This window comes from Actinomadura sp. K4S16 (assembly GCF_008327685.1).
GTDB lineage: Bacteria > Actinomycetota > Actinomycetes > Streptosporangiales > Streptosporangiaceae > Spirillospora.
The window spans coordinates 551,590-572,987 of sequence record NZ_BDDE01000012.1 but is presented as its reverse complement, the minus strand read 5'-3'; the positions used below and the strand labels follow the sequence as shown (position 1 = coordinate 572,987).

The 21,398-nt window shown below is 72.2% G+C and carries 20 protein-coding genes; 14 read left to right on the top strand and 6 right to left on the bottom strand.

The annotated features are described in order from the left end of the window. Nucleotides 1-268: 268 nt before the first annotated feature. Both K4S16_RS13895 and K4S16_RS13890 read right to left on the bottom strand, forming a co-directional pair. The gene (locus K4S16_RS13895) at nt 269-1,372 is read right to left on the bottom strand and encodes a CU044_5270 family protein (RefSeq protein ID WP_149259304.1); all 1,104 of its coding nucleotides are present in this window, start codon (nt 1,370-1,372) and stop codon (nt 269-271) included. Nucleotides 1,373-1,386: 14 nt separating this feature from the next. Beyond that, complete coding sequence (locus K4S16_RS13890) at nt 1,387-1,935, bottom strand: RNA polymerase sigma factor (RefSeq protein WP_235036777.1); 549 nt, start codon at nt 1,933-1,935, stop codon at nt 1,387-1,389. Nucleotides 1,936-2,329: 394 nt separating this feature from the next. Here K4S16_RS13890 and K4S16_RS13885 point away from each other — a divergent pair, with 394 nt between their 5' ends. Then, nucleotides 2,330-3,118 carry a serine protease gene (locus K4S16_RS13885; RefSeq protein WP_160160911.1) on the top strand — a complete coding sequence of 263 codons (789 nt, stop codon included), beginning with the start codon at nt 2,330-2,332 and terminating at the stop codon, nt 3,116-3,118. Between the two features lie 129 nt (nt 3,119-3,247). Here K4S16_RS13885 and K4S16_RS13880 read toward each other — a convergent pair whose 3' ends face one another. Then, the gene (locus tag K4S16_RS13880) at nt 3,248-4,102 is read right to left on the bottom strand and encodes a helix-turn-helix transcriptional regulator (RefSeq protein WP_149259302.1); all 855 of its coding nucleotides are present in this window, start codon (nt 4,100-4,102) and stop codon (nt 3,248-3,250) included. Between the two features lie 75 nt (nt 4,103-4,177). Continuing rightward, on the bottom strand, nt 4,178-5,182 hold the full coding sequence (galE, locus tag K4S16_RS13875) for a UDP-glucose 4-epimerase GalE (RefSeq protein ID WP_149259301.1): 1,005 nt from the start codon (nt 5,180-5,182) through the stop codon (nt 4,178-4,180). Nucleotides 5,183-5,425: 243 nt separating this feature from the next. On the opposite strand from galE, the gene K4S16_RS13870 reads away from it, so the two are divergent. The 8 genes from K4S16_RS13870 to K4S16_RS13835 all read left to right on the top strand — a co-directional run bounded on the left by K4S16_RS13870 (nt 5,426) and on the right by K4S16_RS13835 (nt 14,439). Beyond that, on the top strand, nt 5,426-6,079 hold the full coding sequence (locus tag K4S16_RS13870) for a response regulator transcription factor (RefSeq protein ID WP_160160910.1): 654 nt from the start codon (nt 5,426-5,428) through the stop codon (nt 6,077-6,079). A gap of 108 nt (nt 6,080-6,187) precedes the next feature. Further along, complete coding sequence (locus tag K4S16_RS13865) at nt 6,188-7,567, top strand: hypothetical protein (RefSeq protein WP_149259299.1); 1,380 nt, start codon at nt 6,188-6,190, stop codon at nt 7,565-7,567. Between the two features lie 4 nt (nt 7,568-7,571). Beyond that, nucleotides 7,572-8,717, top strand: coding sequence for a DegT/DnrJ/EryC1/StrS aminotransferase family protein (locus K4S16_RS13860; RefSeq protein ID WP_149259298.1), 1,146 nt, complete (start codon nt 7,572-7,574; stop codon nt 8,715-8,717). Continuing rightward, nucleotides 8,714-9,934 (top strand): glycosyltransferase, encoded by a 1,221-nt coding sequence (locus tag K4S16_RS13855; RefSeq protein WP_149259297.1) that lies wholly within the window; start codon nt 8,714-8,716, stop codon nt 9,932-9,934. Before K4S16_RS13860 ends, K4S16_RS13855 begins: the two co-directional genes overlap by 4 nt. Then, nucleotides 9,931-11,325: an O-antigen ligase gene (locus tag K4S16_RS13850; protein WP_149259296.1), complete on the top strand. Its 1,395-nt coding sequence runs from the start codon at nt 9,931-9,933 to the stop codon at nt 11,323-11,325. The genes K4S16_RS13855 and K4S16_RS13850 overlap by 4 nt, the downstream gene beginning before the upstream one ends. Then, a complete protein-coding gene (locus tag K4S16_RS13845) occupies nt 11,322-12,704 on the top strand; it encodes a lipopolysaccharide biosynthesis protein (RefSeq protein ID WP_149259295.1) in 1,383 nt (460 codons plus the stop codon). The genes K4S16_RS13850 and K4S16_RS13845 overlap by 4 nt, the downstream gene beginning before the upstream one ends. Nucleotides 12,705-12,706: 2 nt before the next feature. Further along, the gene (locus tag K4S16_RS13840; protein WP_149259294.1) at nt 12,707-13,492 is read left to right on the top strand and encodes a sugar transferase; all 786 of its coding nucleotides are present in this window, start codon (nt 12,707-12,709) and stop codon (nt 13,490-13,492) included. 26 nt (nt 13,493-13,518) lie between these two features. Then, the gene (locus tag K4S16_RS13835) at nt 13,519-14,439 is read left to right on the top strand and encodes a hypothetical protein (protein WP_149259293.1); all 921 of its coding nucleotides are present in this window, start codon (nt 13,519-13,521) and stop codon (nt 14,437-14,439) included. Between the two features lie 4 nt (nt 14,440-14,443). On the opposite strand, the gene K4S16_RS44325 is transcribed toward K4S16_RS13835, so the two are convergent. Next, nucleotides 14,444-14,596: a hypothetical protein gene (locus tag K4S16_RS44325; protein WP_160160909.1), complete on the bottom strand. Its 153-nt coding sequence runs from the start codon at nt 14,594-14,596 to the stop codon at nt 14,444-14,446. Nucleotides 14,597-14,777: 181 nt separating this feature from the next. Beyond that, on the bottom strand, nt 14,778-16,340 hold the full coding sequence (locus K4S16_RS13830; protein ID WP_200841851.1) for a Rieske 2Fe-2S domain-containing protein: 1,563 nt from the start codon (nt 16,338-16,340) through the stop codon (nt 14,778-14,780). Nucleotides 16,341-16,597: 257 nt separating this feature from the next. Between K4S16_RS13830 and K4S16_RS13825 the strand changes: the two genes are divergently transcribed. From K4S16_RS13825 to K4S16_RS13805, 5 genes are all read left to right on the top strand, one after another. Then, nucleotides 16,598-17,464 carry a sensor histidine kinase KdpD gene (locus K4S16_RS13825; protein ID WP_149259292.1) on the top strand — a complete coding sequence of 289 codons (867 nt, stop codon included), beginning with the start codon at nt 16,598-16,600 and terminating at the stop codon, nt 17,462-17,464. Beyond that, on the top strand, nt 17,461-18,108 hold the full coding sequence (locus K4S16_RS13820; protein WP_149259291.1) for a response regulator transcription factor: 648 nt from the start codon (nt 17,461-17,463) through the stop codon (nt 18,106-18,108). The genes K4S16_RS13825 and K4S16_RS13820 overlap by 4 nt, the downstream gene beginning before the upstream one ends. Before the next feature lie 102 nt (nt 18,109-18,210). Continuing rightward, a complete protein-coding gene (locus K4S16_RS13815; protein ID WP_149259290.1) occupies nt 18,211-19,083 on the top strand; it encodes a cytochrome P450 in 873 nt (290 codons plus the stop codon). Between the two features lie 31 nt (nt 19,084-19,114). Next, nucleotides 19,115-20,248 (top strand): esterase family protein, encoded by a 1,134-nt coding sequence (locus K4S16_RS13810; protein ID WP_149259289.1) that lies wholly within the window; start codon nt 19,115-19,117, stop codon nt 20,246-20,248. A 56-nt stretch (nt 20,249-20,304) separates the two neighbouring features. Next, nucleotides 20,305-21,378: an esterase family protein gene (locus K4S16_RS13805; RefSeq protein WP_149259288.1), complete on the top strand. Its 1,074-nt coding sequence runs from the start codon at nt 20,305-20,307 to the stop codon at nt 21,376-21,378. Nucleotides 21,379-21,398 lie beyond the last annotated feature (20 nt).

Here is a 21,398-nt window from a genome sequence, read left to right as displayed (position 1 = left end):
TCACCGGGATGTGGAAGGCGATCGGCTTCATCACGGCCTGGCAGACCAGCGCAGCCCGGCGGACCAGCGCAGCCCGGCGGACCAGCGCAGCCCGGCGGACCAGCGCAGCAACTTTTGAGTAATGCCAAGAATGCTTCCAGCGATTCGGGAGTTCACCGCATACCCAAACCGCATACCCAAACGCGTCCGCTGGTGCGCGAACCAAACATCCTTGATGAAACCCCAAGCCCGGGACCGCTTCATGGGTCCCGGGCCGTGTCAGGGGATTTCAGGGGCGGTCGTCGAGGTGGTTCACCCAGCCCATCGACTGGTAGGTCATGACGAGCATGGGGGACTTCCGGTCGCCCGAGTCCTGTTCGAGGAGCTGCCCGGTCTCCGGGTCGATGATCAGGCGGATCTCGATCCCGCCCTTTCCGGCGAGGACCGCGCCCTTGCGGCCGAGCCGGTCGGTGCCCGTCCCGAGATAGGTGATGCCCGGCTGCTTGGCGAGCATCCGGAAGAGCGCGCTCTTCGTCGCGGGCGTGATCGGGCCGACCAGCAGATCCTGCGCGGTACCGAAGACGTACTGGGCGAAGTCTCCCGACATCGGCACACCGTCGTGCCCCAGGGACACCTGATTCTCGTCCCGGTACCACCCTCGCAGCGCCTTTTCGAGGGCCTTGGGCTCGGAGGGCAGCTCGGCCAGTGCGGAGACCGTCTGGTTCCGCTGGGTCTTGGTGAGCTTGAGGTCCGAGAAGTCGTAGTCGTTGACGTGCCGCTTGGCCGACCACGGCTCCAGCTCCGGTGAGCCGAGCGCCTTCCACTTGGCCTCCTCGGCCGCGCTCGGGAAGGTGATCTTCCGGTCGATGCCGACGATCGTGCGGTCGCGGCGATCACGGCCACTCCACGTCTCCTGCGTCGTTGTCACGTAGGCGGTCACCGGCGGAGACTTCTTTCCTCGCTTCTTCGCCAGGGCCTCGCTGCGGGGGGACCTCCTTCGGGCGGGGCCGACGAGGCGGGTCTCGCGTTCCCGGGTGTACCAGTACTTGCCGGTCGTCGCGGGGGCCTTGGCCGCGCCCTCGGCACTGGCAAGCAGCACCGTGCGCGCGTCCAGGCGCTGCGATGCGGCCGGTGCGGGCGTGCGGGTGCCGCTAGAGTCGCCTGTGGCCACGATGACGCCGACCGCTACTGCGGCCACCGCGCCTGCCGCCAGTCCGGCGGTCAGGAGCCGCGGCATCCGGCGCCGTTCGGTCCGGGGCACGGCCTCCTCTGACGTGGCGGCCAGGACGCGGGCGATGTCCTGCTCGCGGCGGCGCGCGTACGACTCGGCGGCGAGTTCGTCGAGGGCTTGGGGCCTCAGCGCCTGGAGGGTGCTGTCAGGGGTTCGGTTCATGTCTGCTCCGGAGCTCATCTGGTCACCCGCTCGGCGCTGCCGGTGACGGAGGGACGGGTACGCCGCGCGGGAGCGTCGTCGAGGGCCTTCACGAGCCGGCGCCGGGCCCGGTGCAGGCGGACCTGGAACGCCGCCGTCGAGCAGCCGACGACCTTGGCGGCCTCGCGCGGCGTCAGGCCGTGCCAGGTGACGAGGGTGAGCACCTCGAGGTCCTTCTCGGTCATCGCGGCCAACGCGGCGACGGCGCTGTCGCGTTCGGTGACGTGCTCGGCCACGTCCCACGCGATGAGATCGGCATCGGTGGTCATGGCGGCGACCCGGTCGGCCAGCGCATGGCGCCGGTATCCGCCCGTCCGCTGCTTGTGCAGCAGGTTGCGGGCCACGCCCAGCAGCCACGGAAGCGCCGGCTCGCGTATGTCGGCCAGGCGCCGCCAAGCGATGAGGAACGTCTCGCTGGCGACGTCCTCGGCCGTATGCGGCTCGGTTCGGGTCAGCGCGTACGCCAGCACCCGCCGGTAGTTCTCGTCGTACAGATCGGCGAAGCGTTTTCGGGGATCATCCATCCGCCCCTGCCTTCGATGAGTAGGTGACCTTCACCCAGTACTCCCGTGCGAGCGGCCCCGTTTACACACCGATCTTCACAAGTTCGCCGAAGCGAGGGTCCGCCCGCCCCTGCGTGCGGCGTCGCGGCACCTCGGGGGCCTTCCGGCGGCCGGGAACCGGCTCCCGCTGATCGTTCTGCTCCGCGGTGGGGCCGAGACGCCGGCCGCAGCTCGGCCATAACCCAGCCGAGGCGAAAATACATCGGCATGCAAGTGGATTTCGCGGGCGGCCTTCTTATCTAGATTGGACTCTCGTCCATCCGTGCAACAATCCACTGCTACGGAGAATTGGATGATAAAAAGATACTACGCCCAAAAATATATCGAAATAGGGTCGGCTCTGGTTCTCACCACCGTGCTCGCCACCGGAGTCGGGGGCGTCGATATCGCGTCCGCGGAGGGGGCGCCGGGCGCGCCGCCGGTCCGTCCGGGGGCGCCGCATCTGGTGCTTCCACGCGGCCCCGCCCATCTCGGCGCCTCCCGCATCGGGGCGGGCTTCAACCCCACCGTGGGACGCCTGGAATACGACGATCCCGTCACCCACGAACACGGCCTCTGCACAGGGGCCGTGGTCAGGAGCAACAACAGGAACCTGGTCCTCACCGCCGGGCACTGCATGTCCGAGGGCGGCAAGAGCCGCAAGTACCAGAACTTCAAGTTCCGGCCCGGTGCCACGACGAACGACCCGGCACCGTTCGGGGTCTTCGAAGGCTTCAGGGCCAACAGCGTGAAGCAGTGGGGGAAGAAGGGCGACCTCCGCTACGACTTCGGCTTCGTGAACGTCAAGCCGAACCAGCAGGGTCAACGGCTCGGCGACGCGGTCGGCGAGAACGGCATCATCGTCAACCAGTCCTACGTCGCTCCGCGGACCGTCATCTCCTACCTGGGTGCGCTGCTCGTCCAGAAGGAGTGCTTCGGGGAGACGCGGCCCTTCCTGCCGCCTCCCGAGAGCCGGGTCAGGATCAACTGCGACCTACCTCCCGGCAGCAGTGGCGGCCCCTGGCTGAAGGACTACGACGCCGGGACGCATCTGGGCCTCGCCAACGGCGTCATCAGCCGTGTCGCCGCCGACCGCTCCTACAACCTGTCCCCCTACTTCGACGACGCGATCTGGGCGCAGTACCAGCGCTCCGCCACCTACTGAAAGCGGCCCGCCCGGTCGCCCCTCTGCGGAACATGAGGGCGACCGGACGGGCCGACGGCGGGCTCGGCCGATGGTCCACTTGTCCTGGCTTTCATTATGGAAAACGGATATATCGGCGACTTGGCGCGTCTATGAGAGACGTCCGATCATCCTGGTGATGAGGTCCTGCGAATCCGCAGGGCTCAGGGCGGTGGCGCGCAGGTGGTCGACCGCTTCTCGGTACCGGTCGATATCGTTCCTGCCCTCCAGGTAGATTTCGCCGATCAGCCCTTCGGTGTACACGATGGGGGACAGAGCCGCGCCCGTGAACTCCACTAGGGAGAAAGCACTGTTCAGGCCCGGGTGCGCGCCCGACTTGAAAGGCACGACCTGGAGGGTGACCTGCGGAAGCCGTGATTGCTGGTGCAGCTTGTTCAGCTGCGCCTTCATGGTCGCGCTCCCGCCGACATGCCGGATCAGCACCGATTCGTCGAGCAGGACCCAGAGCCGAGGCGGATCGTCCCGGGTGAGGAGGCTCTGCCGCCGCATTCGCACCTCGATGCGCTCCTCAAGTACGTCCTCCCGGATGCTCGGCGACAGTCCGCGCAGGGCGGAACGGGCGTAGTCCGCAGTCTGCAGGAGTCCGGGGACGAGGCAGGAGTCGTACTCCGTGATCGAGGAGGCACCCTCCTGGTAGTCGAGCAGCGACGTCACCTCGCCGAGGTCGCTGTACTGCCGCCACCACGACCGCCGGCGCGCCTCCCTGCCCAGGCGCATCAGCTCGTCTTTGACCGCGGGGTCGGTCACCCCGTACAGGTCGCACAGATCCCGGATGTCACGCGCGGTCGCGACGCGCTGGCCCGTCTCAATCCGGCTCACCTTGCTCGTCGAGCACAGCAGCGCCTGCGCTACCTCGTCGATCGTCTTGGACGATCCCAGGCGAAGTCTCCGCAATCGCGAGCCGAGTTCCCGCCGGCGGATGGTCGGGCTTCCACCATCGGTCATGACCAGGTCACCGCCCCTTGGAGTTCGTCCGGTCACCCCTTTGCGGAAGGTGGGGTGACCGGACGGGTTCGTGGGTCAGGCCACGTCCAGGGCGCGGCGGCGGTCGGCCCATTGGAGGGAGTGGCGGATGGCGTCCTCGATGCTGTACTCGGGTTTCCAGGCGAGCAGTTCCCAGGCCTTGGACGGGACGACGTAGGCGCCGACGACGTCGCCGGGGCGGGCGGGGGCGTCCTCGGCCAGGAAGGATTCGCCGACGACCTCACGGAAGGCGGCGACGAGTTCGCGAACGGTGGTGCCGTCGCCGGTGCCGAGGTTGATCACTTCGTAGCGGGAGTGGTCACCGGTCGGCGGGATGATCGCGTCGAAGCGGGTCGCGGCCGCGTGGAAGGCGCGGGCGATGTCCCAGACGTGGATGTAGTCGCGGATCGCGGTGCCGTCGCGGGTCTCCCAGTCCACCCCGGTGATCTTGAAGGGGACGCCCAGCGAGTAGCACTCGATCATCTTGCCGAGGGCGTGGGTCGGCTTGCTGTTCTGCAGGCCGGTGCGCAGCCGCGGGTCGGCGCCGATCGGGTTGAGGTACCGCAGCGAGATGACGCGCAGCCCGTACGCCTTGCAGAAGTCCTGCAGGAGCAGCTCCGCCATCATCTTCGAGCGGGTGTAGGGGTTCTGGGGTTCCAGATCGGACGTCTCGGAGACCGACAGGTCGGCCTCGGGGCGGTACATCCCCGCGGTGGACGCGAAGATCATGCGATCGCAGCCGTTGCGGACGAGGTGGCCGGCGAGATCGAGGGTCCTGGACAGGTTGACCCGGTAGTAGCGCAGCGGGTCGGTCATCGAGTCGGGCACCACGATCAGCGCGGCGCAGTGCACGGTCGCGACGATCTCGGGATGGTCGCGGAAGATCTCGTCGACCAGGTCCCCGTCCCCGATGTCGCCCTGGTAGAAGACCTTGCCGGCGGTGAACTCCTGCCGTCCGGTGATCAGGCTGTCGAGCACCACGGGAGTGATCCCGTGTTCGGCGAAGGCGGAGGCGATCGTGCTGCCGATGAAGCCGGCTCCCCCTGTGATCAGCACTTTCATGTGGCATCCCTGCAGGCCAGTGCGTCCCCTTGAGTGTCAGCCACAGAATCGGCAGCCGGCCGCGGATGGTCAATGTCTGGCACTCTCGGTGACCGGGTCCGGACGCGTGTGAACCGGCGGGGCCCGGCCGCCGTCCGCGCACGAGTCTTCCCCCGGCACCGCCTCCGCCGCGGATCGGACGGCCGAAACGAAGTACAGCGTTTGCAGGATCCGCGGAGCGCGCTCAGCGGTCATGGTCGGTGCATGGAACCGATCCGCGTCCTCATCGTGGACGATCACGCGCTCTTCGCCGAGGCCCTCGCGGCGCGACTGGGGCGCGAGCCCGATCTGGTGATCCTGCCGATCGCCGCCGACGTGCGGCGCGCGCTGGCGCTGACCGCCGCCGAGCGCCCGCGGGTGATCGTCCTCGACATGACGCTGGACACCGAGAGCGGGCTGGACGTCCTGGACCGGGTCCGCAAGCGGTACCCCGACGTCCGGGTCGTGATGCTGACCGCGATGAGCGACGTGGACGCGATGGTGCGGGCGATCCGGACGGGCGCCGTGGCGTGGGTGGAGAAGACCGAGAGCGCCGACCTCGTCGCCCGGGTGATCCGCTCCGCCGCGCGGCGGGGCGGCTGGATCCCGCCGGACGTGCTCGGCGAGGTGCTGCGCAGGCTGCGGGAGGACGACGCCGGCGGAGTGATCGCCGAGCTGACGCCGCGGGAGCGCGAGGTCCTGCAGTGCATGGTGGACGGCCTCGGCCGCGCGGAGATCGCCGAGCGGCTGTGCCTGTCGGCGAACACCGTCCGCACCCACACGCAGAACCTGCTGGCCAAGCTCGACATGCACTCCGCCCTGGAGGCGATCACCCTGGCGATGCGCGCCGGGATGCGTCCCACCTCGGACGACTACTGACCCCGGGCGCGCTCTGGTGCAAACGGCGTAGAACGGGGTCGTCTTTTGCACGATCCCTCCGGCGGAGGGGCTTCTTACGCTCGCCGTGACGAAGCCGGAGGGAAGATCGTGGAGATCGACGAAGTCGCCGCGCGGGTGGTCCGGAGCTACTGGGCGGTCCTGCTGGTCATGACGGTCCTTCCGCTGGTGCTGGTGGGGCTCGTCATGAGCGGGCGGGAGCCGCCGTACACGGCCGGGGCGCGGTTGCAGGCGAGCAGCAGGGCGACCGACGCGGCGCCGGGGGACGCGGGCGTGTCCATCGTGGTCAGCCAGGTGAAGGCGTTCGCGACCAGCGAGAACCTGCTGAGCGGGGTGCTGCGGCGGCAGCGGCTCGACCGGTCGACGGTGAAGACGGCGAAGGCGATCGAGGTCACCGGCCTCGGCACGTCCACGGTGGTGGAGCTGTCGGTGAAGGACCGCGACCCGGAGGTGGCGCGGCGGCTGGCCGACGCGATCGGCGCCGCGGTCGTCCAGGAGATCAACGAGTCCAACCAGGGGTCGATCAGGCGGCAGATGGCCGACATCGACAAGCGCGTCCGGAAGCTGGAGAAGGACCTCGGCCCGCTGGCGCGGCGGGCGGGCCGGCAGCCGGACCCCGACATCGGCGCCGCCAACGAGCGCGAGCGGGTGCAGGCGGAGCTCACCGACCTGCGGTCGAACCGGTCGGACCTGCAGACGCAGCTCTCGTCGGCCGGGACGGCATCGGTGGTGCAGCCGGCGGTGCTGGCCCCGCGCAGGAACCCGGTCGTGATGACGGCGGCCATCGCGGGGCTGGTGGGGCTGGTCGGCGGAATCCTGATCGCGGTGGTGATGGAGATGGCCCGTCCCACGATCCCGGGGCAGCGGCGGGTGGCGCGGCGGCTCGGGGTGCCGCTGCTCGGCTGGGCCGACCGGGGCCCTGCCCGGCTCGCCGACCTCGGGCGGCGCGTCCGGCTCGCCGCCAAGAAGGAGGGCGTCGGACGGGTCGTGCTGGTCGGGGCGCCCGGTCCGCTGCCGGCCGACCTGGTGTCGTCGGTCGCGTCCGCGGTGTACGGGGACGACACGAAGATCGTCAAGGCCCGGCCCGGAGACGACGCCCCGGACGGCGACCACGCCCCGGACGGCGACCGCGGCGAGGACGGCGGCACGGACGGGCCGTCGCTCAACAGCAAGGGGCCCGGCGGGAAGACCAGCACGTCGGTGGTCCGCGCCGGTGCCGGCACCGGCGTGATGACGAAGAAGTCCGAGATCTCCCCTTCGGAGGTCCGCCGGCCGGCCCCGGTGCGCCGGCTCTGCCAGGTGCACGCGTTCGAGGAGATCGATCCCGGTTCGGACGACGAGGTGGGCGTGGTCGTGGTGGTCGGTCCGGTGACGAGGGTCGCGGGACTGGAGACCGTCCGGGACCTGGTCGCCGCGTCCGGCTGGCCGCTGCTCGGCGTCGTCGCCGCGTCCCGGAAGATCAAGGGGTGACCAGGTGAGTGCGTCCGTTCCGTTCACGGTTCCGTCGGTGTCCGGCGAGGTGTCCGACTCCGTCGTCAAGGTGCTCGACTCGGGCTGGATCACGACGGGGCCGCAGACGGCCGCGTTCGAGCAGGAGTTCGCCGACCACCTGGGCGCCGCCCACGTCGTCGCGGTCTCCTCGTGCACGGCCGCGCTGGAGTTGTGCCTGCGGGCGCTTGACCTCCCGCCGGGTTCGGCGGTGCTGACGCCGAGCCTGACGTTCTGCGGCGCGATCAACGCGATCCTGCACGCGGGGCACCTGCCCGTGCTGGTCGACATCGACGAGGACACGCTGGTCCCGAGCCCCGCGACGGTCAGGGAGGCGGCGAGCCGCACCGCGCCCGCGGCGATGGTCGTGCAGAACCAGGGCGGCTACCCGGTGGACGTCGCGGCGCTCGCCGAGGCGGCGGGCCTCGACCGGACGAGGGTCGTCGAGGACGCGGCGCACGGCCCCGGCGCCGCGCGCGGCGGCAGGCCGGTCGGGTCGGAGTCGTTCGCGGCGTGCTTCTCCTTCTACGCCACCAAGAACATGCCGATCGGCGAGGGCGGCGCGGTGGCCTCCAGCGACCGGGAGTTCGCCGACCGGGTCCGCGCGATGCGGCTGCACGGGATGAGCAAGGACTCGTGGCGGCGGTACCTGCCCGGCGGGAGCTGGCGGTACGACGTGCGGACGCTCGGGTTGAAGGCCAACATGACCGACGTCCAGGCGGCGATCGGGCGGGCGCAGCTCGCGGCCCTGCCGGGCTGGCAGCGGGAGCGCGCCGAGATCGCGGCCCGCTACGACGCGGCGCTCGGGGACCTGCCCGGCCTCGTGCTGCCCCAGCGGCGCCTGGACGGCGTCCAGCACGCCTGGCACCTCTACCAGGTGCGGGTGCCGGACCGGGACGCGGTCAGCGCCGAGCTGGAGGCGGCGGGCGTCGCGACGTCCGTGCACTTCATCCCGGCGAACCAGATGACGGCCTACCAGGAGATCCTGGGCGCCGAGGAGTGCGCGCAGGTGCCGGTGACCGACCGGGTCGGAGAGGAGCTGCTGTCGCTGCCGCTGTATCCGGGGCTGTCGGACGACGGCGTCGAACGCGTTGTCGCGGCACTCTCCGAGGCGCTGCGGAGCCGTGCGTGAGCACCGCGCGGAAGCTCCGGGTCGCCACGGTGATCACCCGGTTCAACGGGGGCGCCGGCCGGGTCGCGCTGAACGGCGCGCTGGCGCTGCCGGACGGCGACTACCAGCACGCGATCGTCACCGGCGGCGTCGGCATGGACAGCACGGCCTCGTCCACCGGCAACGGCGTCCTCTTCGGGGACGAGGCCGTCGCCAACGCCGCCGCCGGTGACCTCACCCGGCAGGCGCACGCGGCCGGGATGGAGATCGTCCAGGTGGGGCCGCTGGTGCCGCAGGTCTCGCCGCGCGACGACCTCGCCGCGCTGCGGACGCTGACCCGCGTCCTGGCGGAGGGGCGGTACGACGTCGTCCACACCCACAGCGCGAAGGGCGGCGTGATCGGACGGGTCGCGGCGGCCCGCGCGGGCGTCCCCCGCATCGTCCACACCTGGCACGGGTTCCCGTTCAACGAGTTCCAGTCGTGGGCGCGGCGACGCGCCTACATAGGACTCGAACGGGTCGCGGCCAAGCGCACCGACGCGTTCCTTGCGATCGGGTCGGAGACGGTGACGACGGCGCTGCGGCTCGGGCTGACCACACCGGAGCGGGTCCGGCTGTCCTGGCCGGCCGTGGACGTGGACGCCTACGCGGCCGCGCCCGGGTCCCGCGCCCGGGCCCGCCGCCTCCTCGACCTGCCGCTCGGCGTGAAGGTCGTCGGGTCGGTCGGGCGGCTGACGTTCCAGAAGGGCCCGGAGGTCTTCGCGAAGGCGATCGCCCGGCTGCCGGACGACGTGTTCGGCCTGTGGGTCGGCGGCGGCCCGATGGCGGGCGAGATGGAGAAGCTCACCGCGAGGCTCGGCATCGGCGACCGGATGCGCTGGCTCGGGCACCGCGGCGACGTCGCGGAGGTGCTGCCCGCCTTCGACGTGATGGCGATGGCGAGCCGCTGGGAGGGGCTCCCGTGCGCGCTGGTCGAGGCGATCGGGGCGGGGATCCCGCTGGTCGCGACGGCCGTCCCGTCCAACCAGGACCTCGTGCTGGCCGGGGAGACCGGGATGCTCGTCCCGCCCGAGGAGCCGGACGGGCTCGCCACCGCCGTGTCGGCGCTGCTCAACGACCCGTCCGCCGCCGCGCGGATGGCCGAGCGGGCGCGCGCCAGGGTCGGCGGGTGGTTCTCGCCGGAGTACCTCGGGACCGTCCTGGACGAGACCTACCGAGGGAACTCCCGCCGCCCATGACCGCGATGACCGAGGCCCCGCCCGCGCCGCCGCCGCCGAGGCGCCGCACGCGGCTGACGTCGGTGGCGCTGGTCGCGGGCATCGCCTCGCTGCCGATGCTGATGCCGGCCGGCCTTCCGCCGGGCCCCGGCAACACCGGGCTGCCCGACCTCGCGCTGGTCGGCCTCACCGCGACGACGCTGCTGTGGGCGGGCACCTGGAGGCTCCCGGTCCGCTGGCCGTTCCTCGTCCCGACCCTGATGACGATCGTCGCGGGCGGGATCGCCGCCGTCGTCAACGACGCGGGCGCGCTGACCCTGGTCAAGGACCTGTTCGTGCTGCTGTGGGCGGTGAGCGTCGCCAACCTCGGCCGCGACCCGGCGCTGCTGAGGGTCGCGCTCCGCGCGTTCGTATGGATCGGGACTTTCTACGCGCTCGTCATGATCGTCGGCTTCGTGCTGGGGATCGAGGCGCTGTCCGGCAAGCAGGTCGACGGTGAGCGCGCGATGTTCACGTTCGGCGACGCCAACTACGCGTCCAACTGGTTCATCTGCGTCTTCTTCATCGCCCGCGCGACCCGATGGCCGGAGACGCGGGGGAAGCGGTGGACGGTGTGCGGGATCCTGCTCGCCGCGGAGATCCTCACCGGCTCGAACGGCGGCCTGCTCGCGCTCTGCGTCGCGATCCTGCTCGGCTACCTGTTCCGGCTGTTCCGCGAGGGCAAGGCGCACCACGCGGTCGCGGTCGGCCTGTCCGCCTTCCTCGTGGGCGGGGCCGGTGTCGCGGTCGTCACCCAGGTCGACATTCAGCCGTTCCTCGACCAGGCCAGCCAGGCGTCCCCGATCCTGCGCGACTCCATCGGGCGGACGACCGGGGAGAGCACGAACTCGCGCGGCACGGTCCTCGCCACCACCCTCCAGATGATCGGCGACCAGACGCACCCGTGGGGCATCGGCCCCGGCCAGACGGAGAGGCAGATGCTGGTGCGGCAGGAGACCTACGTCCGGGAGGCGCACAACGACTACGTCGCCGCGGTCCTGGAGCGCGGCTTCCTCGGCGGCGTCGCGCTCATCGCGCTGGTCTTCGTCCTGCTGCTGAAGTGCGTGCGGATCGCCCGCCGGGACGCGCTGACCGGCGGGTACGCGCGGCTCGTGCCGCGCCCCGAGCTGCTCGGCGCGCTCGTCGCCGTCTTCCTCGTCTCCGGCCTCTTCTACGAGACGCTCCACTACCGGCACGGCTGGGCGGTCTTCGGCCTGATCGCCGCCCTCGACCTCTTCGGACGCCGCGGCGACTCCCCCGACCGCCGGCTCGTCCGGCCGCCCGTGGAGCCGCGTCCACCCTCCTCCCACCGGCCCGGCCCCCATCGCGTGCGAGGCGGGGTCCGGGTTCGCGAGAGGGAGGTCGCGCGGTGAGCGGCCAGCCGAACCGGAACGGCGCGGCGGTCGCCGCACCGCCCTCCGCGGACGGCCCGGACGCCGAGAGCCGGGCGGGGAGCGCCCGGCGCAGGCTGCTGGCGCTGGTCGCGGGGAACATGGCGGGGAGGATCGGCGCGCTCGCCTCGCTCGGCCTCGCGACGATCATGGTCGCGCGGATCGGCGGGCCCGAGCTCGTCGGCGCGTTCACGCTCGTCCGGATCCTGCCGGGGCTGCTGTGCCAGCTGTCCAGCGCCGGGCTGCCGGGCGCGGCGCCGTTCTTCCTCGCCCGGAGCGACTACGACCAGAGCCGCGTGCGGCCCACGCTGGCGTGGCTCACCGTGATCGGCGCGACGGTCTCCGGCGCCGGCTGGCTGGCGCTCAGCCCGCTGGTCCACCTGGTGTTCTTCCAGTCGTTCGGGTGGTGGGTCACGGTCGCCGCCGCCGTGCCGTCCTTCACGCAGGGCTTCGTCTCGGTCGGCAAGGGCCTGCTCCAGGGGACCGACGACCAGCCCGGCGCGAGCCTCGCCATCGCCGTCGAGGAGTTCGTCTTCCTGCCGATCTACCTCGTGCTCCTGACCGGCTGGTACGGGCCCGGCGCGCTGATCACCGGGCTGGTGCTCGCCGACGTCGCCGCCGCCGCGTGGATCGCCCGCCGGCTCGCGCGGCGCGGGTTCTTCGCCGGCTGGGGGCGCCCCGACCGGCGGCTCGGCGCGTCCATCGCCGGGTACGGGCTCCGCGGCTACCTCGGCCAGCTCATCGACCTGCTGCAACTGCGGTTCGACATGGCGCTGCTCGGCGCGCTGGCCGGGCCGAAGGTGCTCGGCGTCTACACGGTCGCGAGCAAGTTCGCCGAGCTCGTGCAGCTTCCGGGCCTCGCGGTCAACTACATCCTGTACCCGGACTTCGCCAAGGAGGACCGGGACACCGCGACCAGGCGGACCGCCCGCCTGATCCTGCCCGCGCTCGGCGTGTCCGCCCTGGCCGCCCTGCCGCTCGCCCTCGTCGCCGGGACCGCGCTGCCCTGGATCTTCGGCGACGTGTTCGACGACGCGGTCGTGCCCACCTACATCCGGCTCGCCGGCGTCACGACGTTCGGCGTCACCGGGCTCGTCATGGCCTACCTGTACGGGGTCGGACGGCCCGGCGCCGCGTCCACCGGGCAGGGCATCGGCCTCGCGGTCGTCGTCGTCCTCGGCGCGGTCCTGATCCCGGCGCACGGCGCGGTCGGCGCCGCGGTCGCCACGTCCGTCTCGTTCGTCGCCACGACGGCGGCGCTGCTGGTCTGGTTCCGGCACGTCCGCAACACCGCGCCCGCGTCTCCCGCACCGCCCGCAACCCCCGCGCCCGAGCCCCCCGCACACGACGACAAGGGGTGACCATGTCCGAGTTCGCGAGCCGTCCCGTCGACATCTCCGACGGCATCCCCCCGTCCGCGGCGCGCCGCGTGCTGGACGTCGCCGGCGCGGTCGCCGGGCTGCTGCTCCTCAGCGTCCCGCTGGTGCTCGTCTACCTGCTGGTGCGGCTGTCCAGCCGGGGGCCGGGCGTGTTCCGGCAGACGCGGGTCGGGCAGGGCGGGCGGCCGTTCACCATGTACAAGTTCCGGACGATGCGGCAGGGCGTCGGCGGCCTCACCGTCACCGCCAACTGCGACCCGCGCCTGACCAGGGTCGGAAAGGTCCTGCGCCGGTGGTCGCTGGACGAGCTGCCGCAGCTCGTGAACGTCCTGCGCGGCCAGATGACCCTCGTCGGGCCGCGCCCGGAGACCTACGACCTCGCCGTCCACTACGACCGGGGCTGCCGCTGGGTCTTCGAGCACCGGCCCGGGCTGACGGGCGTGTCCGAGGTCCGGTTCCGCGACTTCGACGTGCTCGGCCCCGGCGAGGAGGTCGACCTCGCCGGCTACATCGAGCGGATCGTCCCGGCGCGGGTCGCGGTCGACGCCGTCTACCTGCGGGACCCGTCGATGCGGGCCACGCTCGGCGCGCTCTGGGACACCGTCAGGCACATCCTCGGCTTCACGGTCCCGCCCCTCCGGGTGGACGCCGCCGGGACCGTCGAGCAGACCGTCGTAAGGCAGACGACCGTCAGGGAGACCACCGTCAGGGAGACCACCGTCAGGGAGCAGCCGGTGCGCGCCGCCGAGGAGCCCGGCTCCGCCGCCTGACCACCGCTTTCGGGGAGTGACGCGGGATGGACCTCCGGGACGCCCGATTCAAGATCGCGGCCGTCGCCGCGACGGTCGTGCTCGCGGCCGGATTCCTTCTCTACCTGCACGACCGGGCGTCCGGGTACGAGCCGTACCGGGGTCCGGCGGCCCCGCCCGGGACGCCCGCTACCGAGCCCGGCAGGACCCGCCGGATCGCGCTGAACACCCGGCCGTCCGACTATCCGCGGCTCCGGGCGCTCGGCTACGACCTGGTGGACGTCAAGGCGGACCCGGCGCTCGTCGCCGGGGTCCCCGCCGGGATGCAGGCGCTGCTCTGGGTCGGCAACTTCACCTGCGGCGACTTCGAACTCGGCTGGGACGCGTTCCAGCGGGCCGTCCAGCGCTTCGGCCACGACCCGAGGGTGTACGGGTGGTACCTGTCGGACGAGCCGAACACCGGCGACTGCCCGGAGGTCGCCGGCGAGATCCGCCGCCGCGCCCGCCACATCGAGGCGTACGCACCCGGGCAGGTCTCGTTCATCTCGCTGACCGACTGGCCGATGAAGCCGCTCACGCCGCGACGCGTCGGCGTCGACCTGGTCGGCCTGGACCCCTACCCCTGCAAGGGCTCGCCGGAGACCCGCGAGCACTGCGACATCGGGGCGATCGACCGGATGGTCCGCATGGCGGACGCCGCCGGCATCCCGCGCGCCAAGGTCGCGCCCGTCCTGCAGACGTTCGGGCAGAGCTGCACCAAGGGCGACAAGCAGTACTGGATGCCGACGCAGGCCCAGTTCCGCAAGATCCTCGCGCGCTGGGACCGGCTCGCGCCGCGGCCTCCGCTGGAGATCTCCTACTCCTGGGGACGCCAGGAGGAGTGGGCCTGCCCCGCCCTTTCGGACGCGTCCGGCGGCGCCCACCCCGATCTGCAGAGCCTCATGAAGGCCCGCAACACGGCGCGCTGAGGGGTCAGTTGCCGCCGGGCTCGTCGGCCACGGCCGGATGCTGCGATCTCGACGGGACCGGGAACTCCAGTGAGCCGAGCCTCAGAGCCAGGACTTCCATCACACCGACGGCCAGAATCAACGCGACGGCCATAAGGCCGAGCTTCCTGCGGTTCAACCGCACACCCCTTCAAACCCCCAAATAGCAAGCGAAAAGCTAACATGCCGCGATCCAAACCCCGTTCCGGACACGCCGCGCCTCACCATTCGCAACCGTCTTGTGACCACGCGGAACTTCACCGCCACCTCGTCCGGCGCCCCGGCCGCGGCGGCACGGGCCGCCGCGGCCGGGGGCAGGGTCAGAGCGGCCGGCTGGTGAGGTTGGCGGCGCGGGCGTTGAGGCACTCGCCGGTGGCGAGGTCGAAGGCGAAGTTGTGGGCCAGGCAGTGGATCCGCCCGTCCCGGACGACCGCGCCGACCGAGAGGTCCTCGCCCGCGTGCGGGCAGTAGCGCGGGATGTCGTAGCGGGCGCCGCCGTCGGCGACGACGATGCGCTCGCTCTCGTCCCGTCCGGTCTCGTACGCCTCGACGGCGTCGAGCGCCGGCGCGTTCGCGTGCTTGAGCAGCCCGACCAGGTGGTCGTTGTAGACGTCGGGGTCGCGGTAGAGGCTGAGCCGGAACGAGATGAGCAGGTCCTCCCACGCCATCCGGCCGGTGAGCACGCCGTCCAGCCAGCGGGCCGCGGTGGTGATCCGGTAGTGCGGGCGGACGTCCGGGGACGCCTCCGCCACCGTGAGGCCGTCCGGCGAGAAGTCCACGTCCCAGGTGCCGCCGTTCGGGCCGGTCACCTCGAAGCGGACGGTCATCGCGATCCGCTGGAGGAAGTAGTCGCTGAGGCCGCCGAGGCGGGCGAAGTGGGCGGTGAACCGGTCGAACAGGTCCGGGCCGGGCTCGGGATGCCCGGCCAGCACGGCCGCGATGGCGGCCGCCCGGTCGGCGGCGTACCGGCGGAGGTAGGCGTCCCGGTCGGCGTCGGCGAAGGAGAACTCCGCCGAGACCGGGTCGCGGGTGATCTCGCCGGTGTCCAGATCGACGGCGTCGCCGGGCTTGAAGCACTCCCAGCGCTGCCCCGGCAGATGCTCGCGCAGCCAGGAGGTGGCGGCCTCCGGGTCGCAGAACGCGCCGCCCTCCTGGTCGAGCACCCAGTTGAGGTGGTCGACCTCGGCGTCCAGGAAGCACGGCGGCCCGGCGAACGGGGCCGCCAGCACGGGCTCGGTCTGCCGGACGAGCCGCTGCGCCGCGCGCAGCTTGGCGACGCGCTTGGCCATCGAGACCTCGGCCATCTCGCCGGCCGGGTACTCGTAGCAGATCGGGTGCCAGGACGCCCCGGACGTCTGCAGCGCCATCAGGTCGAGCCTGCCGCCCGCCATGTGCTTGGCCCGCCGGGCCTGCGCGGCGGTGAGCCGGGCGTCGTTGCAGTGCAGGATCCCGCGGCCGTCCGCCACGATCAAAAAGGCGGCGTCATGGCACATGGGAGATAGTTCCGGAATGACGGTGAGCCATGATCCGCGATCGTCGAGCGCGAATTTCTCCCATGGCGGCACCTCGATTACCTGGCGCCCGCCGGCGGCGGCCGCCACGCGTTCCCGGAAGGCGGGTCCGGGATAACCCGGAATGAGGATCCGGGTTCGCACCGGAAGGCGCTCGATGACCCACGGGTCGAAATGGTCCAGATGCTCGTGCGAGACCGCCACCCAGTCCGCGTCGAGCAGGGGGCCGGGATCCAGGTGATCGTTTCTCGGATACTGGTGCCAGGCCCCGAGAAAGGCCCCGGCCGGAGAGAGCCAGGGGTCCGCGAGCAGATGGAACGCGGCCGCGTCCACCGCCACCCCCGCATGTCCGATGAATGTGACCGTCGGCATGGTCAGACTGTCTCTCCGCACCTCCCGCGGCACACCCGCCGGAATGCGTAAAGCGACTACGCCGTCAGCATGAAAGAAATACCTCGCGGTCTCGATATGTCGACTGAGACGCCACGTAAAGGGGCCGAGTTTACGCTCTGCGACAAAATGACCGCATCCGGACAAATGGTGACATATGGCGGACGATCTACTGGACATCCCCGGGGCGGCCGGGGGACCGTCGAGACGGTGCTGGAACTTCGGGGCGGGTGGTCCTCATGAACAACGGGTGGGCTCGGTCTTCCCGGGCGGACGCTCCCATCGGGGGGAGAACGCTCGCGGGCACGGGCGTCTGGGAGGGCAGATGCCACGACCGCCGCGACCGGACGGGTGCGTCCGACCGCGGCGGCCAGTCGCTCTGGCGGCGGCGGCTGCGGCACGACATCCGACACGAACTCGGCACGATCATCATGCTGGCCTCGGCCGTCGTCGTCGCGGAGGACGTCGGCGACACCAGCCGGGCCCGCATCGACCAGCTGCTCGGCGAGACGCGGTGGCTCGACCACCTGCTGCGCCGGCTCGACGAGGACGACGACGACCGCCCGGCGCCCAACCCGGAGCGGATCCGGGTGGACGACCTCACCGCCGACGTCGTCGCCGCGATGCGGCTCGTCACCCCGCACGAGGTACGCCTCACCGCCGCGGAGGCATGGGCGCACATCGACCCGGTCGCCCTATGGCGTGCGGTCCGGAACGTCATCGAGAACGCGTTCCGCGTCGCTGAGGGACGCGTGGACGTGCGCGTGGAGACCGACCAGGGCTGGCTCGTCGTCCAAGTCGACGACGATGGCCCGGGGTTCGGTATGGACAAGGGGCCGCATGCCGGGCGGGGCCCGGCCCGGCCCGGCCTGGCGTCGCTCGGCCTCGGCATCGTCCACGACCTCGTCTCCGGGTACGGCGGCAGGCTGGAGATCCGCACCTGCGAGATGGGCGGGGCGCGCGTCCGCATCCTGCTGCCGGCGGCGCCGCCCCCCGAGGACCGGCCGGCGGACGCCCTCGCCGACGCGCACGCCGAGACTCACGCCGACGAACTCGCCGATGCGCTCGCCGACGCGCTCGCCGACGATTGGCGGCCGCATCCATGAGAACGGTCGTCTGCGACGACCACGCGGTCTTCGCCGAGTCGCTCTCCCTGGTGCTGGCCAACGCCGGCCACAGCGTCGTGGCGGTGACCTACTCCCCCGCCGAGGCGCTGCCCGTGCTGCGGACCGCGCAGCCCGACCTCTGCCTGATCGACCTGCATTTCCCGTCCGGCACCGCGCTCGACTGGATGCCGCGGCTGCGCGGCTCGTCCCCGCGGACGAGGTTCGTCGTGCTGACCGGCTTCCTGGAGCGGCCGGTGCTGGAGGCGGGCATCGCGGCGGGCGTCCGCGGGTTCGCGCACAAGGGGCAGCAGGCCGGCGACATCCTCGCCGTGCTGCGCCGCATCGCGGACGGCGAGGTCGTCGTCGACCAGGGGATCCGCCAGGGCGACGCCCGCCGGCACGACCAGGCGCGGCGGTTCGCCCGGTTCCTCACGCCGCGGGAACGCGAGGTGCTGACGCGGCTGGCGCGGGGCGAGTCCACCCAGGCGCTCGCCAAGGCGATGGGGGTGACGCGCAGCACGGCGCGCAGCCACGTCCAGAGCGTCCTGAGCAAGCTCGGGGTGCACTCGCAGCGGGAGGCGGTGATCGAAGCCGCCCGGCACGGCCTCGTCAGCGTGGAGACCGGAGAGTGGCTCGCGGGATAGCGTGCACGCCGTTTCGGCGGGGTTTGCGGCGGGCACGGCCGAAACCGGCCCTTCAGCACGCGGCCGTAACGCGTTAGCGTCTGCCTGGTAGAGGAGGTACCCATGCCTCAACGGCGAGGCACGCTGCCCGTCTCCGACGCCGGGGTCCTCGACTGCGCGGACGCCTACGCGCGGGGTGTCCCCCACGACAGCCTCGAACGGCTCCGAACGCGGACGCCCGTGGTGTGGCTGGACGGGCGCACGGCCGGACGGCCGGGCGCCTGGGCCGTGCTGCGCCACCGCGACGTCCGGTACGCCCTCCTGCATCCCGAACTGTTCTCCCCCCAGGTGGACGGGGTCGTGCACGGGCCGCTGAGCGGGGAGGAGCCGCCGGGCGAGGCCGCGCTGATCGACATGGACCCGCCCACCACGGCGATGCTCGCGCGGATCCCGCCGCGGGAGCCGGTCGACTTCGTCCGCGAGGTCGCCCGCGACATCCCCGAGACGCTGCGCAACACCCTCGCCGGCGGCCTCCACGCGCTGCTGCGCCATCCCGCCGAGTACGTCCGGCTCCGGGAGGGGCGGCGGGACGAGCGGCTCATCGACAGCGCCGTCGAGGAGATGCTGCGCTGGTGGACGCCGGTGCTGCACGTCCGGCGCACCGTGCAGCGCGACACGGTCGTCGGCGACGTGCCACTGCTCGCGGGCGAGGAGGTCATGTTGTGGCTCGTGTCCGCGAACCACGACGACGAGGTGTTCGCCGAGCCGGGGCGCTTCGTCCCCGACCGGTTCCTGCGGGACGGCCCGTCCCATCTGTGCTTCGGGTTCGGGCACCGCGCCTGCCTGGGCGCGCGGCTCGCCCGGGTGCACCTGCGCGCGCTGCTCGTCGCGCTGCTCGAACGCCCCGGCCTGCCGCAGCCGGCGGGCGAGCCGGTGATGCTGCGGTCGAGCGCCCGGCACGGCTTCGCGCACCTGCCCGTCCGCTGGGCGCGCTGAACTTTTTCCGCCCCTCGGTCGTAGTAGATGCGTGGGACTCACGAGCGCGGGGACGCTGAGCCTGCTGTTTCTGCTGGCCGTCGGCTGCATGGCCGCGACCGTGCGCGCCTGGCCGCGCGCCGCTTCATCCGGGCCGCGGGCCGTGGGAGTCCGCACGCTGATGCTGGCGGGCTGCCAGTTAGTTCTCCTGCTCACGCTGCTCGCGGCCCTGAACGCGCACTACCTCTTCTACGGCTCCTGGACGGACCTGCTGAGCGCCGCGGGCGGAAGCGCGCAGCCGCACCGGTCGCCCGGGGGCAACGCGGCCGCCGCGACGCGGGCCGTGCGGACGGTGCAGTCGGGCCTCGACCCGGGGCCGCGCGCCGAGCACGTCCCGGCCAAGGACGGCCAGGTCGAGCGGCTCGACATCCGCGGCGTCCGGACGGGCCTCGCCTCGGAGGCGTACGTGTACCTGCCGCCGCAGTACTTCCAGCGCGCCTACGCCGCCCGCCGCTTCCCGGTCGTGCTCATGCTGGCCGGGTACCCGGCGGCGGACCGGCTCGCATGGATCCACCAGGGGCACGTCCCCGCCGACGTCGCGCGGGCACAGGCGCAGCGGCGGATCCAGCCGATGATCTACGTGATGATGCGGCCGACGGTGGTGCGCGGCTGGGACACCGAGTGCGCCGACGTGCCCGGCGGGCCGCAGGTCGAGACGTTCTTCGCGCAGGACGTCCCCGAGGCGGTCGCCGGGACCTACCGGGTGCCGCGGGACCGGAGCGGCTGGGGGCTCGCCGGCTACTCCACCGGCGGGTTCTGCGCCGCGAAGCTCGCGATGCTCCACTCCGACCGGTTCTTCGCCGCCGTCAGCATGGCCGGGCACTTCGACGCGCTGCTCGACCCCACGACCCGCGACCTGTACGGCGGGAGCCGGGCCGTCCGGCTGAGCGACGACCTGGTCTGGCGGCTGCGGCACCTGCCCGCGCCGCCGGTGTCGATCCTGGTCGCGTCGGCGGACGTCGGCGAGAAGACGTTCCCGTCGGCGCAGCGGTTCATGCGGGCCGCGCGCCCTCCGCTGGTCGTGGACAAGGTGCTGCTGCGCAGCGGCGGCCACAACTTCAAGACGTTCCGCAAGTACATCCCGCCGTCCATCAGGTGGCTGAGCGCGCGGCTGAGGGCCGAGTGACCCGGAACGGGAGCCGACATGGAACCGGTGAGCTGACATGGAACCGGTGAGCTGACATGGAACCGGTGAGCGCCGCCCTCATCGGGCCGGTGTGCCTGCTGGCGCTGGGCTGCGCGGTCGCGGCCGTCGTCCTGTGGCGGCGGCCGGCGGGGCCCGGCGTCCGGGCCGTGCTGGCGCGCTCGGGGCTCCTGCTGGCCACGCAGGCCGCGCTCACCGCGTCGGTCGTGCTGCTGGCCAACCGGTACTTCGTGTTCTACGCGACGTGGAACGACCTGCTCGGCAACGACCCCGCGAAGGTCCACGTCCAGCACGTCCAGCCGCAGCACGCGGCGGGACGCCTCGTCCAGCGCGCCGTGACCGATCTCGCGCCCAAGCGGGCGGGTCACAAGCAGGACCCCGCCGAGGACGGGCGGGTCGACCGCCTGACGATCCACGGCGTCCGGAGCGGCATCGAGGGCGAGGCGTACGTCTACCTCCCGCCGCAGTACTTCCAGAGGGCCGAGCCGCTGCCCGTCGTCGTCCTCATGGCGGAGGGCGCGCCCGCGGACTGGCTGCGGGACGCCGGCCTGCCATCGGCCGCCAGAGGGACGCAGCCGATGGTGTACGCGATGGTGCGGATCCGCGGCGCCGCCGACTGCATGGACGTGCCGGGGCGGCACGCCACGCTCGGCGGTACCTACCTCTCGCAGGACTTTCCGGAGGCCCTGGCCTCGCAGTACCGGGTGGCGCGGGGCGGCGAGGGATGGGCCGTGGCCGGGACGGGCGCCGGCGGCTACTGCGCCGCCCGGCTCGCGATGCTGCGCTCCGACCGGTTCACCGCCGCCGCGAGCCTCGGCGGCCGGTTCGGCGCGCCCGACGGCGACCTCTACGGCGGAAGCGAGCGCTACCGGCTCGCCGGCGACCTTCTGTGGCGGCTCCAGAACGTCCCGCCGCCGCCGGTGTCGGTCCTGGTCGCGTCCGGCAGGGATGACGAGCAGGCCCGGCGGTTCGCCTCGCTGGCGCGCCCTCCGATGCGCGTCGGGACGTCCCTGGTGGACGGCTCCCCCGCGTCCGCGTCCCAGTGGCGCGACCACGTCCCGGGCGTCCTGGCATGGCTGGGCGCCCGGCTCCGGATACCTCCCGCGGAGTAGGGGCGCTGACTCCCCACGGC

What these genes read in the sequence shown, in the direction of transcription:
- K4S16_RS13895 (WP_149259304.1), bottom strand. Translation starts at nt 1,372, where the DNA reads ATGAACCGAACCCCTGACAGCACCCTCCAGGCGCTGAGGCCCCAAGCC.
- K4S16_RS13890 (WP_235036777.1), bottom strand. Translation starts at nt 1,935, where the DNA reads ATGGATGATCCCCGAAAACGCTTCGCCGATCTGTACGACGAGAACTAC.
- K4S16_RS13880 (WP_149259302.1), bottom strand. Translation starts at nt 4,102, where the DNA reads ATGACCGATGGTGGAAGCCCGACCATCCGCCGGCGGGAACTCGGCTCG.
- galE (WP_149259301.1), bottom strand. Translation starts at nt 5,182, where the DNA reads ATGAAAGTGCTGATCACAGGGGGAGCCGGCTTCATCGGCAGCACGATC.
- K4S16_RS13870 (WP_160160910.1), top strand. Translation starts at nt 5,426, where the DNA reads ATGGAACCGATCCGCGTCCTCATCGTGGACGATCACGCGCTCTTCGCC.
- K4S16_RS13850 (WP_149259296.1), top strand. Translation starts at nt 9,931, where the DNA reads ATGACCGCGATGACCGAGGCCCCGCCCGCGCCGCCGCCGCCGAGGCGC.
- K4S16_RS13840 (WP_149259294.1), top strand. Translation starts at nt 12,707, where the DNA reads ATGTCCGAGTTCGCGAGCCGTCCCGTCGACATCTCCGACGGCATCCCC.
- K4S16_RS13835 (WP_149259293.1), top strand. Translation starts at nt 13,519, where the DNA reads ATGGACCTCCGGGACGCCCGATTCAAGATCGCGGCCGTCGCCGCGACG.
- K4S16_RS13830 (WP_200841851.1), bottom strand. Translation starts at nt 16,340, where the DNA reads ATGCCGACGGTCACATTCATCGGACATGCGGGGGTGGCGGTGGACGCG.
- K4S16_RS13825 (WP_149259292.1), top strand. Translation starts at nt 16,598, where the DNA reads ATGAACAACGGGTGGGCTCGGTCTTCCCGGGCGGACGCTCCCATCGGG.
- K4S16_RS13820 (WP_149259291.1), top strand. Translation starts at nt 17,461, where the DNA reads ATGAGAACGGTCGTCTGCGACGACCACGCGGTCTTCGCCGAGTCGCTC.
- K4S16_RS13815 (WP_149259290.1), top strand. Translation starts at nt 18,211, where the DNA reads ATGCCTCAACGGCGAGGCACGCTGCCCGTCTCCGACGCCGGGGTCCTC.
- K4S16_RS13805 (WP_149259288.1), top strand. Translation starts at nt 20,305, where the DNA reads ATGGAACCGGTGAGCGCCGCCCTCATCGGGCCGGTGTGCCTGCTGGCG.